This is a genomic window from Pseudomonas sp. CM25, assembly GCF_013179705.1.
GTDB lineage: Bacteria > Pseudomonadota > Gammaproteobacteria > Pseudomonadales > Pseudomonadaceae > Aquipseudomonas.
Genome location: NZ_JABMCW010000140.1, coordinates 1 through 13,643 on the forward strand (window position 1 = coordinate 1; position 13,643 = coordinate 13,643).

15 protein-coding genes are annotated in these 13,643 nt (G+C 62.8%); 5 read left to right on the forward strand and 10 right to left on the reverse strand.

What is annotated here, in order from left to right; genetic code table 11:
* A partial coding sequence (locus HP546_RS15795; protein WP_172227214.1) for a dihydroxy-acid dehydratase occupies positions 1-518 on the reverse strand: 518 nt, incomplete at its 3' end.
* Between the two features lie 161 nt (positions 519-679).
* Between HP546_RS15795 and HP546_RS31415 the strand changes: the two genes are divergently transcribed.
* Positions 680-940, forward strand: a complete 261-nt coding sequence (locus tag HP546_RS31415; RefSeq protein WP_256676330.1) for a hypothetical protein — start codon at positions 680-682, stop codon at positions 938-940.
* A 44-nt stretch (positions 941-984) separates the two neighbouring features.
* On the opposite strand, the gene HP546_RS15805 is transcribed toward HP546_RS31415, so the two are convergent.
* Positions 985-2,181, reverse strand: a complete 1,197-nt coding sequence (locus HP546_RS15805; protein ID WP_172227216.1) for a class I SAM-dependent rRNA methyltransferase — start codon at positions 2,179-2,181, stop codon at positions 985-987.
* 194 nt (positions 2,182-2,375) lie between these two features.
* On the opposite strand from HP546_RS15805, the gene HP546_RS15810 reads away from it, so the two are divergent.
* On the forward strand, positions 2,376-3,194 hold the full coding sequence (locus HP546_RS15810; protein ID WP_172227239.1) for an HDOD domain-containing protein: 819 nt from the start codon (positions 2,376-2,378) through the stop codon (positions 3,192-3,194).
* 3 nt (positions 3,195-3,197) lie between these two features.
* On the forward strand, positions 3,198-4,010 hold the full coding sequence (mutM, locus tag HP546_RS15815) for a bifunctional DNA-formamidopyrimidine glycosylase/DNA-(apurinic or apyrimidinic site) lyase (RefSeq protein WP_172227218.1): 813 nt from the start codon (positions 3,198-3,200) through the stop codon (positions 4,008-4,010).
* A gap of 111 nt (positions 4,011-4,121) precedes the next feature.
* On the opposite strand, the gene HP546_RS15820 is transcribed toward mutM, so the two are convergent.
* The 3 genes from HP546_RS15820 to HP546_RS15830 form a co-directional block, all read right to left on the reverse strand.
* A complete protein-coding gene (locus tag HP546_RS15820; RefSeq protein WP_172227220.1) occupies positions 4,122-4,373 on the reverse strand; it encodes a YfhL family 4Fe-4S dicluster ferredoxin in 252 nt (83 codons plus the stop codon).
* Between the two features lie 101 nt (positions 4,374-4,474).
* Positions 4,475-4,960 (reverse strand): pantetheine-phosphate adenylyltransferase, encoded by a 486-nt coding sequence (gene coaD, locus HP546_RS15825; protein ID WP_172227222.1) that lies wholly within the window; start codon positions 4,958-4,960, stop codon positions 4,475-4,477.
* A gap of 226 nt (positions 4,961-5,186) precedes the next feature.
* Positions 5,187-6,617 carry a coniferyl aldehyde dehydrogenase gene (locus tag HP546_RS15830; RefSeq protein ID WP_172227224.1) on the reverse strand — a complete coding sequence of 477 codons (1,431 nt, stop codon included), beginning with the start codon at positions 6,615-6,617 and terminating at the stop codon, positions 5,187-5,189.
* 151 nt (positions 6,618-6,768) lie between these two features.
* Here HP546_RS15830 and HP546_RS15835 point away from each other — a divergent pair, with 151 nt between their 5' ends.
* Positions 6,769-7,434 carry a TetR/AcrR family transcriptional regulator gene (locus HP546_RS15835; RefSeq protein ID WP_172227225.1) on the forward strand — a complete coding sequence of 222 codons (666 nt, stop codon included), beginning with the start codon at positions 6,769-6,771 and terminating at the stop codon, positions 7,432-7,434.
* A 35-nt stretch (positions 7,435-7,469) separates the two neighbouring features.
* A complete protein-coding gene (locus tag HP546_RS15840; RefSeq protein WP_172227227.1) occupies positions 7,470-8,324 on the forward strand; it encodes a sulfurtransferase in 855 nt (284 codons plus the stop codon).
* Positions 8,325-8,407: 83 nt separating this feature from the next.
* On the opposite strand, the gene HP546_RS15845 is transcribed toward HP546_RS15840, so the two are convergent.
* The 5 genes from HP546_RS15845 to HP546_RS15865 form a co-directional block, all read right to left on the reverse strand.
* The gene (locus tag HP546_RS15845; protein WP_172227229.1) at positions 8,408-9,400 is read right to left on the reverse strand and encodes a hydrolase; all 993 of its coding nucleotides are present in this window, start codon (positions 9,398-9,400) and stop codon (positions 8,408-8,410) included.
* Between the two features lie 60 nt (positions 9,401-9,460).
* Positions 9,461-10,861 (reverse strand): pitrilysin family protein, encoded by a 1,401-nt coding sequence (locus HP546_RS15850; protein WP_172227231.1) that lies wholly within the window; start codon positions 10,859-10,861, stop codon positions 9,461-9,463.
* The gene (locus HP546_RS15855) at positions 10,858-12,195 is read right to left on the reverse strand and encodes a pitrilysin family protein (RefSeq protein ID WP_172227233.1); all 1,338 of its coding nucleotides are present in this window, start codon (positions 12,193-12,195) and stop codon (positions 10,858-10,860) included. The genes HP546_RS15850 and HP546_RS15855 overlap by 4 nt, the downstream gene beginning before the upstream one ends.
* 71 nt (positions 12,196-12,266) lie before the next feature.
* Positions 12,267-12,869 (reverse strand): 16S rRNA (guanine(966)-N(2))-methyltransferase RsmD, encoded by a 603-nt coding sequence (rsmD, locus tag HP546_RS15860; RefSeq protein WP_172227235.1) that lies wholly within the window; start codon positions 12,867-12,869, stop codon positions 12,267-12,269.
* The coding region (locus tag HP546_RS15865; protein ID WP_172227237.1) for a pitrilysin family protein at positions 12,869-13,643 on the reverse strand (775 nt) is incomplete at its 5' end. The genes HP546_RS15865 and rsmD, both read right to left, overlap by 1 nt.

Below are 13,643 nucleotides of genomic sequence, written 5' to 3' on the forward strand. Positions count from 1 at the left end.
GAGGAGTCCGCAGCGATGACCATGGCATCGACCAGGTCCAGGCCGTGGCTGGCCAGCTTGGTCTTGCCGGCCTCCATCGGGCCACCGGAAACGAAGATGACCGGGATGTTCAGGCGCAGGGCGGCCATCAGCATGCCGGGGGTGATCTTGTCGCAGTTGGAAATGCACACGATGGCGTCGGCGCAGTGCGCATTGACCATGTATTCCACGGCGTCGGCAATGATCTCGCGGCTTGGCAGCGAGTACAGCATGCCGTCGTGGCCCATGGCGATGCCGTCGTCCACCGCGATGGTGTTGAATTCCTTGGCCACGCCACCGGCGCGTTCGATTTCACGGGCGACCAGTTGGCCCAGGTCCTTCAGGTGCACGTGGCCCGGGACGAACTGGGTGAACGAGTTGGCGATGGCGATGATCGGTTTCTTGAAATCGTCGTCCTTCATGCCGGTGGCGCGCCACAGGGCACGGGCGCCGGCCATGTTGCGGCCGTGGGTGGAAGTCTTGGAACGATAATCAGGCATGAAACACTCCTGGCGGCTTAATCAGGTCACATAAAGGGGAGTGAGCTTCTCTTTTCCTTTGCGCCGCAGGCCGGTTGCCACTGGCACGGATGGGGCCGAAGACACCACGGGATCGCCGCGTGCTTGGCCAGAGCTCATAAACCCGCCGGGGATGACTGGCGATGAATAGGCCGATTCTACACCGCTGGCGCGGCGAGGGAATGGCGATGTGTCTGGGCGGTGGCTTTGGTCAAATGAGCGGCGGTTTGCAGGATGCTTCTGAGACGCGTCAGCCTGCTGTACCGCAAGCGGGTGCGGTGGCTGATGCTGCTGGTATCTGGCAATCTTTTCTCGGGCGCGGGTATCGCCGCATTCGAGGAAACCATTACCGCGCATATGTGCTGGTGCACTTCGGGATTGCGTCCTGCGTGCTGGATATCTGAGCGACCACTGGGCCGCAATGCGGCCCCAGTGGCGTCAGTGTGTATCAGCTGTTCGGCAGCAGGCGGCAGGTGATGCTCTTGATGTAGCGGGTTTCGGCAATGGCCGGGTGCACCGGGTGGTCCGGGCCCTGGCCGCCGCGCTCGAGCAGCTGCAGGTTGCGGTCCAGGTGGCGGGCGCTGGTCAGCAGGATGTTGTTCAGGTCATCTTCCGGCAGGTGCATCGAGCAAGAAGCACTGACCAGGATGCCATCCTTGTTGAGCATGCGCATGGCTTGCTCGTTCAGGCGGCGGTAGGCGGCTTCACCGTTTTTCAGGTCTTTCTTGCGCTTGATGAAGGCGGGTGGGTCGGCAATGATCACGTCGAAGCGCTCTTCGGCAGCCTTGAGCTCGCGCAGGGCTTCGAACACATCGCCTTCGATGCAGGTCAGCTTCTCGCTGATGCCGTTCAGTGCCGCGTTACGCTCCACGCCATCCAGGGCGAAGCCCGAGGCATCGACGCAGAACACTTCGCTGGCGCCAAACGCACCGGCCTGCACGCCCCAGCCACCGATGTAGCTGAACAGGTCGAGCACGCGCTTGCCCTTCACATAAGGTGCCAGGCGCGCACGGTTCATGCGGTGGTCGTAGAACCAGCCGGTCTTCTGGCCTTCGCGTACCGGGGCTTCGAACCTGACGCCGTTTTCTTCCAGCGGGACCCAGTCCGGGACTTCGCCGTAGACCGTTTCGACATAGCGTTGCAGGCCTTCGGCGTCGCGCGCTGCGGAATCGTTCTTGAACAGGATGCCGCTGGGCTTGAGCACCTGGATCAGGGCCGCGATCACGTCATCCTTGTGCGCTTCCATGGTGGCCGAGGCCAGTTGCACCACGAGGATGTCGAAGAAACGGTCGACCACCAGGCCTGGCAACAGGTCGGAGTCACCGTAGACGAGGCGGTAGCACGGCTTGTCGAAAAGGCGCTCGCGCAGGGACAGGGCGACGTTCAGGCGGTGTACCAGCAGCGACTTGTCCAGCGGCAGCTTGATATCGCGCGACAGCAGCCGGGCGCAGATCAGGTTGTTCGGGCTCAGTGCGACGATGCCCAGCGGCTTGCCATTGGCCGCTTCGAGCACGGCCTGCTGGCCGGCCTGAAAGCCTTGCAGCGGGGTCGCGCTGACGTCGATTTCGTTGCTGTAGACCCACAGGTGTCCGGCGCGCAGGCGGCGGTCGGCATTGGCTTTGAGGCGAAGGCTGGGCAGGGACATGACGTCGCTCCGGGAAAAAAGAGCGGGAGTATAGCCTGTCTGCCCATTGATCGGTGCAGGGCCTCGACAAAGGGAACAAGGCATGCGCCACGGCTGCTGCTGCCGGGTTAGAATCCCCCGTCCTAAACGAGTGTGCACGCATGTCCCAAGAACTCAGCGCCGAACAGATCCAGCAAGCCTTGCAAGGCATCACCATCCCGCCGCAACCGCAGATCATGGTCGACCTGCAGTTCGAGCAGTACATGCCTGACCCGGACCTGGAAACCATCGCCAAGCTGATTTCCCAGGACCCGGGCCTCTCGGGCGCCTTGCTCAAGCTGGTCAACTCTGCGCATTTCGGCCTTTCCAACAAGATCGGTTCGATCCAGCGCGCGGTGAATCTGCTGGGCAGCCGCTCCATCATCAACCTGATCAACGCCCAGTCGATCAAGGGCGAGATGAGCGATGAAACCATCGTTACCCTCAACCGTTTCTGGGACACCGCCCAGGACGTGGCGATGACCTGCCTGACCCTGGCCAAGCGCACGGGCATCCAGGCAGCAGACGAGGCTTACACGATGGGGTTGTTCCACGACTGCGGCGTGCCGCTGATGCTCAAGCGCTTCCCCAACTACATGGAGGTGCTGGAACAAGCCTACGCCAATGCCGATGGGGACACGCGGGTGGTCGACACCGAAAACCGCGCGTTCAACACCAACCATTCGGTGGTCGGCTATTTCACTGCCAAATCGTGGCGCCTGCCCGAGCACCTGACTGCGGCTATCGCCAACCACCACAACGCCTTGGCGGTGTTCCGCGACGATACCTCGCGCAACACCCAAAGCCAGCTGAAAAACCTGCTCGCGGTGCTGAAGATGGCCGAGCATATCTGTGCATCCTACCGGGTGCTGGGCAACCAGGCCGTGGACCATGAGTGGAATGTGGTCGGCCCGCTGGTGCTCGATTACATTGGCCTGTCGGAATACGATTTCGAAAACCTCAAGCAGAACATTCGCGAGCTGGGCGGGCACTGACACATGCCGGAATTACCCGAAGTAGAAACCACCCGGCGCGGTATCGCGCCACATCTGGAGGGCCAGCGGGTCAGCCGCGTGGTAGTGCGTGACCGGCGCTTGCGCTGGCCGATCCCGGAAGACCTGGACGTGCGCCTGTCAGGCCAGCGCATCGTCAGCGTCGAGCGGCGCGCCAAATACCTGCTGATCAATGCCGAGGTCGGCACCCTGATCAGCCATCTGGGCATGTCGGGCAACTTGCGTCTGGTCGAGCTGGGGCTACCGGCGGCCAAGCATGAGCACGTCGACATCGAGCTGGAGTCGGGGCTGATGCTCCGCTACACCGACCCGCGCCGCTTCGGCGCGATGCTCTGGAGCCCCGACCCGCTGAATCACGAACTGCTGTTGCGGCTGGGGCCGGAGCCACTGACCGACCTGTTCGACGGTGAGCGGCTGTTCCAGCTGTCGCGCGGGCGGTCGATGGCGGTGAAGCCGTTCATCATGGACAACGCGGTGGTGGTGGGGGTGGGCAACATCTACGCCACCGAGGCGCTGTTTGCCGCAGGTATCGACCCACGGCGGGCCGCGGGCGGGATTTCCCGGGCGCGCTACCTGAAGCTGGCTATCGAGATCAAACGGGTGCTGGCGGCGGCGATCGAGCGAGGGGGTACCACCCTGCGCGACTTCATCGGGGGCGACGGGCAGCCGGGGTATTTCCAGCAGGAGCTGTTTGTGTACGGGCGTGGCGGGCAGCCGTGCAAGGTGTGTGGCACGGAGTTGCGCGAGGTCAAGCTGGGGCAGCGGGCCAGCGTATTCTGCCCGCGCTGCCAGCGCTAAGGCTCAGGGCCCTATCGCCGGCAAGCCAGCTCCCACAGATACTGCACAGCCCTCAAGAGCGGTGATATCCCTGTGGGAGCTGGCTTGCCGGCGATGAGGGCTGACCTGATATCAGGCCTTGCCGGTGATCCGCTGGTACTTGGCCATCAGCTGTTCTTCGGTTTCCGGGTGTGCTTCATCCAGCGGGATGCAGTCGACCGGGCAGACCTGCTGGCACTGCGGCTCGTCGTAATGGCCCACGCACTGGGTGCACAGGTTAGGGTCGATCACGTAGATCTCTTCGCCTTGGGAGATGGCCTCGTTCGGGCACTCGGGTTCGCAGACGTCGCAGTTGATGCAATCGTCGGTGATGATCAGGGACATGGGGGCTCCGGCCGGGGCTCAGCGCCCGGGCATGTTCAACGCAATGGGCACAATTGTGCCGCATTCGCGCCCGCAGTGCACGCGGGCGCGACAATCAGGCATCAGACCTGCTTCTTGAAGCGTTCGGTCAGCGCCTCGGCCACCACCGGGTGGACGAACTTGGTGATGTCACCGCCCAATGCGGCGATTTCCCGGACCAAGGTCGAGGAAATGAACGAATACCGCTCCGAAGGCGTCAGGAACAGGCTCTCGACATCGGGTGCCAGTTGCCGGTTCATGTTCGCCAGCTGGAATTCGTACTCGAAGTCGGACACCGCACGCAGGCCGCGCAGGAAGACGTTGGCGCCCTGTTCCTTGGCAAAATGTGCCAGCAGGGAAGAGAAGCCGATGACTTCGACATTGGGCAGGTGCTTGGTGACCTCACGGGCGAGCTCCACCCGTTGTTCCAGCTGGAACAGCGGGTTTTTCTTGGGGCTGGCCGCCACCGCGATGATCACGTGGTCGAACAGCCGCGAAGCGCGCTCGACCAGGTCGCCATGGCCTTTGGTAATGGGGTCGAAAGTACCCGGGTACAACACTCGGTTCATCGCGTCATCCTGGCTGGAGTGCGTTGGGGAGTCGGATGGTAGCGCAGCGACGGCGCCCCGGCCAAGTCATGCGGCCAGCTGATGGCACTATAGACAGGGGCGTTGTTGCTTGTCATGCACTGTGTGCCAGGCGGGCGACCAGGGCCGCGCTGAGCCTGGCGCCGGCAAGGAAATCACAGACGGGCAGGTCGAAGCGCGGCAGGGCAAGCGTTGGATGGCCCGGCCCTCAGCGGATGAACAGCTTGTAGACCAGGCGCTGCAAGGCCTTGCCATAAGGTGGGTAGATCAGCCGGGCGGCGTTGAAGCGTTGCTTGGCCAGCACCGCCTTGGCCTTGCTGAAGGTCAGGAAACCGTCATGGCCATGGTAATGGCCCATACCCGAAGGGCCGATGCCGCCGAAGGGCAGGTCATCCTGAGCGACATGCAGCAGGGTGTCGTTCAGGCACACGCCGCCAGAATGGGTATGTTGCAGCACATGCTCCTGGCCGGCGCGGTCATAGCCGAAGTAATACAGCGCCAGTGGGCGCGGGCGCTGGTTGATGTACGCCAGCGCCTGATCGAGGCCGTCGTAGGGCACCAGTGGCAGCAGCGGGCCGAAAATCTCGTCCTGCATCACCTGCATGCTGTCGTCTACCCGCAGCAGCAAATGTGGCGGCAGGCGACGGCCCTGGCGGGTTTCGTCAGGGTACAGGTCGATCACCTGCGCACCCTTGGCACGGGCATCGTCCAGTAGGTGCTGCAGGCGCTGCAACTGGCGCGGGTTGATGATGGCGGTGTAGTCGGGGTTGTCGGCGATGTGTGGGTACAGGCGGCGCACGGCGCCCTGGTAGGCGTCGCTGAAGGCGTCCAGGCGTTCGCGCGGCACCAGCACGTAGTCGGGCGCCACGCAGGTCTGGCCGGCGTTGAGGGTCTTGCCGAAGGCGATGCGCTCGGCGGCAGCGTCGAGCGGCACATCGGCCGAAACAATGGCAGGTGACTTGCCGCCCAGTTCCAGGGTGACCGGTGTCAGGTTCTGCGCAGCAGCCAGCATTACCTGACGGCCCACGCTGGTGGCTCCGGTGAACAGCAGGTGGTCGAATGGCAGGCGGGCGAACGCCTGGCCTATCTCGACTTCACCCAACACCACGTTGACCAGGTCGCTGGGGAATACCTGCGCCAGCAGTTGCTGAAGCGCAAGGCCGGTAGCGGGCGTGGCTTCGCTGAGCTTGAGCATGACCCGGTTGCCGGCTGCCAGGGCGCAGGTCAGCGGACCGATGGCGAGGAACAGCGGGTAGTTCCAAGGCACGATGATGCCGACCACCCCCAAGGGTTGATAGCGCACCTGTGCCCTGGCGGGCTGAAAGGCCAGGCCGGCTCGCCGCCGGCTGGGGCGAATCCAGCGCTGCAGGTGTCTTTCGGCGTGGCGCAGGCCTTGCACCGACGGTAGCAGTTCGGCCAGCAGGGTTTCATCGGCGCTACGCCCGGCAAAGTCCTGTGTGATGGCTGCGATCAATTCGGCCTGGCCACTCAGCAGGGCTTCGCGCAGGCTTTTCAGCCACTGGCGCCGCTGCGCCTCCGGTGGCGACGGGTTACCGGCAAAGGCCTGGCGTTGGGCAGCAAACATCGCTGCAAGGTCGAGGTCGAATTGCACAGGGGGCAAGGCACTGGGCGAGTTCATGATGGTGTCGAATCCGGGCGAGGGAACCTCTAGAGCCTATACTCTAACTTGCACGGTGGTGCGACTTTTTGCTGGTGATCCAGCGGTGCATTCGACCGCTAATACACCGTAAGATAAGCCTTTACCAAGGCCCGCAGACTGGGAGCCGAGCATGGCACCGCGCATTAAGACCCGAGAGCGCATCGTGCAGAACAGCCTGGACCTGTTCAACCAGCAGGGCGAACGCAGCGTCAGTACCAACCACATTGCCGCGCACATGGAAATTTCGCCCGGCAATCTCTATTACCACTTCCCCAACAAGCAGGCGATCATCGCGCTCCTGTTCAGCCAGTACGAAGCGCTGGTGGACAGCTTCCTGCGCCCGCCGCAGGGCCGTGCGGCGACTGTCGAAGACAAGCGCTTCTACCTCAAGGCCTTGCTTGCGGCGATGTGGAACTACCGCTTCCTGCACCGTGACCTCGAGCACCTGCTGGACAGCGACGCGGAGCTGGCGGCCCGTTACCGGCGTTTTTCCGAGCGCTGCCTGCGCCAGGGCCAGGCGATTTACCGCGGTTTCGTCGAGGCCGGCATCCTGGCCATGGCACCTGCGCAAATCGAGTCGCTTACCATCAACGCCTGGATCGTGCTGACCTCCTGGGTTCGTTTTCTCAGCACCACGCGTGAACATTCCGCGCACCTGGGTGAAGAAGCCTTCAAGCGCGGTGTCTATCAGGTACTGGTGCTGGAACTCGGCTTCGTCACCGACAACGCCCGTACTGCCGTGGATGCCCTGTGCCAGGAATTCCACGTACCGTTCAATCAGGCCCTGGAGCACTAACCCAGGGCTCTTGTGCCATCGATCAGGAGATAGTCATGCCCCTTGCGCAATTGATCACCCCGCAGCAATTGACCGAGCGTCTGGAGGAGCCCGGGTTGGTGATCCTCGACTGCCGCTTTGCCCTCGAGGATGTGGACTATGGGCAACGCAGCTATGCCCAGGGGCATATTGCCGGGGCGCACTTTGCCGACCTGGAACGCGACCTGAGCGGGCCGGTGAGCAAGGGGCGCACCGGGCGGCACCCGTTGCCGGATGCGCAGCTGCTGGTCGGGCGCCTGCGTGAGTGGGGCCTGGACAATGACAGTGAGGTGGTGCTGTACGATGATGGACCGGGGGCCTTCGCGGCCCGCGCGTGGTGGCTGCTGGCCTGGCTGGGCAAACGCAGCGGCGTGGCGATTCTCGATGGCGGCTTGAAAGCCTGGCATGCAGCGCACTTGCCGCTGAGCCTGGACCCGCCGCACAAGCGCGATGGCACTTTCAGCGGTGAGCCGGACAGCACGTTGCTGATCGATGCCGGGCATCTGGCCAAGCGTCTGGGCGCTGCGGATCTGACGTTGATCGATGCCCGGGCCTTGCCGCGTTTTCGCGGTGAAGTGGAGCCGATCGATCCGGTGGCCGGGCATATTCCTGGGGCCCAGTGCGCGGCGTTTACCGACAACCTGGGGGCCGACGGGTGTTTTCTGCCGGCAGATCAGCTCAGGCAGCGCTTTGCCGAGAAGCTGGGCGGACGGGCGCCGGAGCAGCTGGTGTCGTACTGCGGGTCTGGGGTGACGGCTTGCCATAACCTGTTTGCGTTGGCGCTGGCAGGGTATCCGCTGGGCAAGCTGTATGCCGGGTCGTGGAGCGAGTGGATCAACAACCCCGCGCATGGCGTGGCAACTGGCGAGTAACAATATCGACGTTTTAGCAGGGACCAGGTGGGAGCGGGTTTACCCGCTCCCACAGAAATCGCGCAGGCTCAGGAGGGTTGAGGCTAGTTACCCTCGAGCAGCCACTGCGGAATACGCCGCTCCAGGTAATACCCAGGATTACGCAAGCTGCCATCGACAAACCCCACATGGCCGCCCCTGCTGTGCAGCTCGAAGCGAGTCTGTGCCGCCAGCTCGCGGGCGGTGGGCAGGCTATGGCCGGCAACGAAGGGGTCATCGCTGGAATGGATGATCAGCGTCGGCGTGCGATTCTGGCCAAGGTAGAAATGGCTCGATGAACGGCGATAGTAATCGTGAACGTCAACGAAGCCATTCAACGGTGCGGTGACCTTGCCGTCGAAGTCCCAGAACGTGCGCAGGTTGGTCAACGGGCCAAGTCGTTGCAAGCTGGCGAGTCGTTCATGCTCGCCTTTTTCATGGAAGTGGTGTTGCTTGAGCTGCACATAAGCCAGCATTTCGCGCATGAAATGCGCCTGGTACACCTTTGAAAAGCCCTGCCCGATGCGGTCTGCGCAATGGTCGAGGCGGAACGGCACCGACACTGCCACCGCGGCCTCCAGCTGGCTGGCGACGCCGCTTTCGCCCAGGTATTTCAGCAACACATTGCCACCCAGGGAGTAACCCACCGCATACAGCGGTGCCAACGGGCGTTGAGCGCGCAGATGGTTGATGATTTCGGCCAGGTCTTCGCTGGCGCCCGAATGGTAGCTGCGTGGCAGCAGGTTGGGCTCGCCCGAGCAGCCGCGCCAGTTCACCGCCACGCTGGCCCAGCCGCGCGCCTGCAGGGATTGCTGCAGGCCTTTGACGTAGGGCGAATGAGATGAGCCGGTGAGGCCGTGCAGTACCAGCACGAGTGGCGCCTGAGCTTGGTGCGGGCCGTGCCAGTCCAGGTCGATGAAGTCGCCATCGGCCAGCCACAGCCGCTCGCGAGTGCGATGCAGTTCAGGCAGCTTGCGCCACAGCGGCCCCCACAAGGTTTGCAGGTGGGGGTTGGAGAGGCCGATGGCCGGACGAAATGTGGCGCTGTAGCTTGGCATACTGGGCAACTCGTGATGTGCCTGCCTAGAGTGCCATGAAACAGCGCGACTGTACCTGCGCTATTGGTCGACCGACGCAGGCTCCGGCAGTGGCAGTTGCTCGGTGTCCGCTCCTATGGAGACGAATACTTCCGGGGCGTTGCGCAGCCACACTTGCGCGGCTTCACGAAGGTTTCCGGGTGTCAGTGTGCCTAGCTTGTCGAGGTAGGTAGCAAGATGGTTCCCCGGCAATCCATGGTGACTGTAAGTCGCAAGGGCTTTGGCCAGTTTCGCTTTATCCAGAAGTTCTTTATGCAGTTGACCCGCTAGCTGGTTCAAGGCCATGTCGCATTCGGCCTGGCTAGGGCCACGGTCGCCCAGGCACCGCATAATGCTGGATATCAGCGCCGCTGCCCCGTCTCGGTACTGTGGTGCGACGTCCCAGAGTATGTGCAACAAGCTGCCGGCATCATGGGGTGTGAGCGAGGAATAGATGGCATAGGTCAGACCGCGTCGGACACGTAGTTCCTGAATCAGACGGGATTCATAACCCCCGCCCAGGATTGCGTCCAGTAGCGTCAGGGCGGGATATACCATGTCACCCGCTGTGACATTCGATGAAATGGTCAGCATACCGCGGGTTGTGGTACTGGAGCGTTCGATGTGCCGGACAAGGGGCGAGTGTGGGGCTACCGGCGGCAAATCCTGCGCGACCCACTGCTGAGGGAGCGCGCGAACGAGTTTGCCGACCAGGTCTTCGGCCTCTTCGCGCGTCAAGTTCCCCACCAGGCCTATATCGAGATTACTGGCCGAATAGGCTCGCTGGTGGAAAGCCCTCAACTGCTCGCCGGTGAATTTGCTGATGTCTGCCGGAATCGAAGCTGTCGCATAGGGATGACCCTTGAAGACATGTGCGTTGGTCGTTTCAAGCAGCCGGTTAATCGTGCCGCGTGCCTGGGCAGAACCCAGGAAAGCCAGCCGTTCTCGGATCTTGTCCACATCAGCAGTTCTGAACGCCGGGTGTGCAAGCATGTCCGTGAGCAGTTGCATGACGCTGTTGCGAAGGCTTGGCAAGCTAAGGCAGCGCAGTGTGATGAGGGCGCTGCTGGTTTTCAGTCGGGTCTCCAGTACTGCTCCCAGCCCCTCGATTTGTGCTGCAAAGTCGGCCGCCTCGAGCTGCTCCGTCCCTTGGTCGAGGCTGTAAAGCACCAAGGCAGCGAGCCCCGGTTCGGGGCCATCCAGCACGCTGCCGGCCCGGAAGCGCAACGACAGATCGAACATCGGGCGGTCATGAGACGCAATGAAGCTGACCCTTGCTCCTTCGCGGGTCTGCCATTGCTGCGCTTCGGCTTGCAACGGCGGTATTTTGCCAAGCTCGATGTCATGGGCTGATTGCAGTTTGGTCATGGCTGCTACAGCAGTGTCGGTCGCCGGGCCATCGCACAGCAATGGAGGCGTGGCGAGGGTGTGGTCGTGGGTCATGCTGCTGCTCCTGGCTGAAAGTAGGTGATGGTCAGCCGCTCGCGTCCCAGGTAGGCAAGCGCCACGCTCTGCACCGTGGCACTGTCCAAACTTCCGATAATGCGGGCTTCCTGATCCAGAACTGAGGGGGACAGGCCGGCAGCAGCGGCCGCGCCAATTCGTGTTGCCTGCCCTTCAAGGTCATCGAGGCTGAACAGCCGTCGCGTGAGCATTCGCAACTTTGCACGTTCCAGCTCTTCAGATGACAGTGGCGCCAGTCGCAGCTCGGCAATCATCTGGTAGATCGCCTCTGCAGCTTGCTCGGGTGTGGCGTTGCTGGTGTTCACAGCAGCGGTAATGGTCAGCAGAGTGTCACCGCGAACCAACGGATCGTAATTGACGCTCACATTCGAAATCAGGCGTCTTTCGCGCACCAGGTCGCTATACAGCAGTGAGCTGTCGCCCTTGCCGAGCATGTCGCAGATAAGTTCCAGTGTTGGCGCTAACGTTGGGTCAAGCGCCGTCGCGCAGCTCGGGACGTTGAACGACATACGCACGCCATTGCTGAGTGCCGGCAGTGCTACGGTGTGTTTGCGTTCATAAGGGACGGAGCCATGGCGGGGGATGGGTGGTTTCGCCAGGGGGGCTCTGGGCAAGCTGCTGAAGTACCGGGATACGTGCAGCCGAAGCGTAGACAGGGCGACATTACCTACCACCACCAGCGTGGCGTTGTTGGGGTGGTACCACGTGCGATACCAGGTTCGCAGTGTTTCAAGCTTGATGTTTTTCAGATCTGCAGGGTAGCCGAAACTCGGTGTGGCATATGCACTCTCGCCATGGGCGAGCATGTCGTGTTGGTTGTATGCCTGCTCCCGCACATTGCTTGCGAACTTGAGCCGATACTCGTCCTCGACCGCTTTGACTCCCTGCCCCATCTCGGGTTGACCGAATGTGGCGGTGCTCATTGCGTCTGCCATGATTTCCAGGGCGATCGGCAAGCGAGCGGCCGGCAGCATCATCTGGTATGCAGTAGCGTCATCCAGGGTGACGGCGTCGCTGGAGCCGCCAAGTCGCGCGATCACTCTGCTGAACTGGCCGGCCGCAAGCTTGCTGCTGCCTTCGAAGACCAAGTGCTCCAACAGGTGTGACAGATTGCTATGGCCGACAGGCTCATGGCTGACCCCCACGTGCACCCACAGCTGGACTGCAGCCAGCGAAGTGCCGAGATCCTCGCGCAGGTAGACGGACAAGCCATTGTCCAGCGTGAAGTGCTGTAAAGGGACGGGGGCAGCGGCCGCGACAGATGCTAGTCCGTCGTTGACCTTTTCAATGTCGAGAGGGGATGGGGATGTCATCGCTGAAGTGCTCCGGTTGCGGTAAACCGGAACAGCTTCAGTGAAAGGGTCAGCCGGGTTGCACTACTTGTTTAGCCCCGCTGCCACAGCGCGTAATGCACCTGGCCGGTTTTTTTCTCGCGGTGCAGGCGCCAGCTGCCGGGCATCTGCAGGCTAGACGGCGCAGCCTCGCTTTCGGTGTAGACCCAGGCTTGCTCGCGCAGCCACCCATTTTGCTCCAGCAGGTTGCAGGTATTGGCCAGCAGGTCCTGATGGAACGGCGGGTCGAGGAACACCACGTCGAACTGCTGCTTGGCCGGGCCTTGCAGGTAGCGCAGGGCGTCGGTCTGCAGGATTTGCCCGCGCGGGCAGCGCAGCAGTTCGAGGTTGTTCTTCAGGTTGGCGATGGCTGCCGCGTTACTGTCCAGCGCCACAGCATTTTCGGCCCCGCGTGACAGGGCTTCGAGCACCAGGGCACCGCTGCCGGTGAAGGCATCCAGTACCTGGGCACCCTCGATATACGGGGCCAACCAGTTGAACACGGTTTCGCGCACGCGGTCGGGCGTTGGCCGCAGGCCCTCGCCCTCGGGCACCGCCAGGCGGCGGCTGCGCCACTCGCCGGCGATAATGCGCAGGTGGCCCTGGCCCTTGCTTTGGCCCGTCTGCGGGCGGGCGGGGGAGGTGGATCTTGGCATTAGTGCTCCGGTACCCCGAGCGCTTGCTCGGAGGGCTTGTCAGTAGGTGCTGGCAGCGGTTGTTGCGGCACTTTCGGGCCGGCGGTGACGATAACCAGTTTATCGGCTGACAGGTGTTTGTTCATGGCCGCCTTGACCTGCTCGACGGTCAGGGCCTGGGACTGCTGCATGAAGTCCTCCAGCCAGGTCAGCGGCAGGTTGTAGAAACCAATGGCGCCCAGTTGGCCGACGATACTGGCGTTGCTGGCATTGGACAGCGGGAAGCTGCCGGCCAGTTCGCGCTTGGCATCGTCCAGCTCCTGCTGGGTGGGGCCGGTCTTGAGGTAGTCGGCAAGAATATCCTGCACCAGCTTGAGCGTGCCTTCGCTGAGTTCAGCGCGGGTTTGCAGGTTGATCATGAACGGACCACGCACCTGCATCGGGCTGAACACCGAGTACACGCCATAAGTGAGGCCGCGCTTTTCACGTACTTCGCTCATCAGGCGGGTGCCGAATGCGCCGCCGCCGAGGATCTGGTTGCCCAGCGACAAGGCCGGCCAGTCCGGGTCCTGGCGGTCGATGCCGAGCTCGGCCAGCATCAGGTGGGTCTGCTTGGACGGGAAGTCGATGTGCGTCAGACCGGCCTTGGCTTCCGCAGGCTGGGCAGGTGCGGCGAGCGCCGGGCCTTTTGGCAGGCCGTCCGATACCTGTGCGGCAATGGCCTCGGCTTCGGCGCGGCTGAGGTCGCCGACCAGGGCTATGACCGCGTTGCTGCCGGTGTAGGCCTTGGCGTGG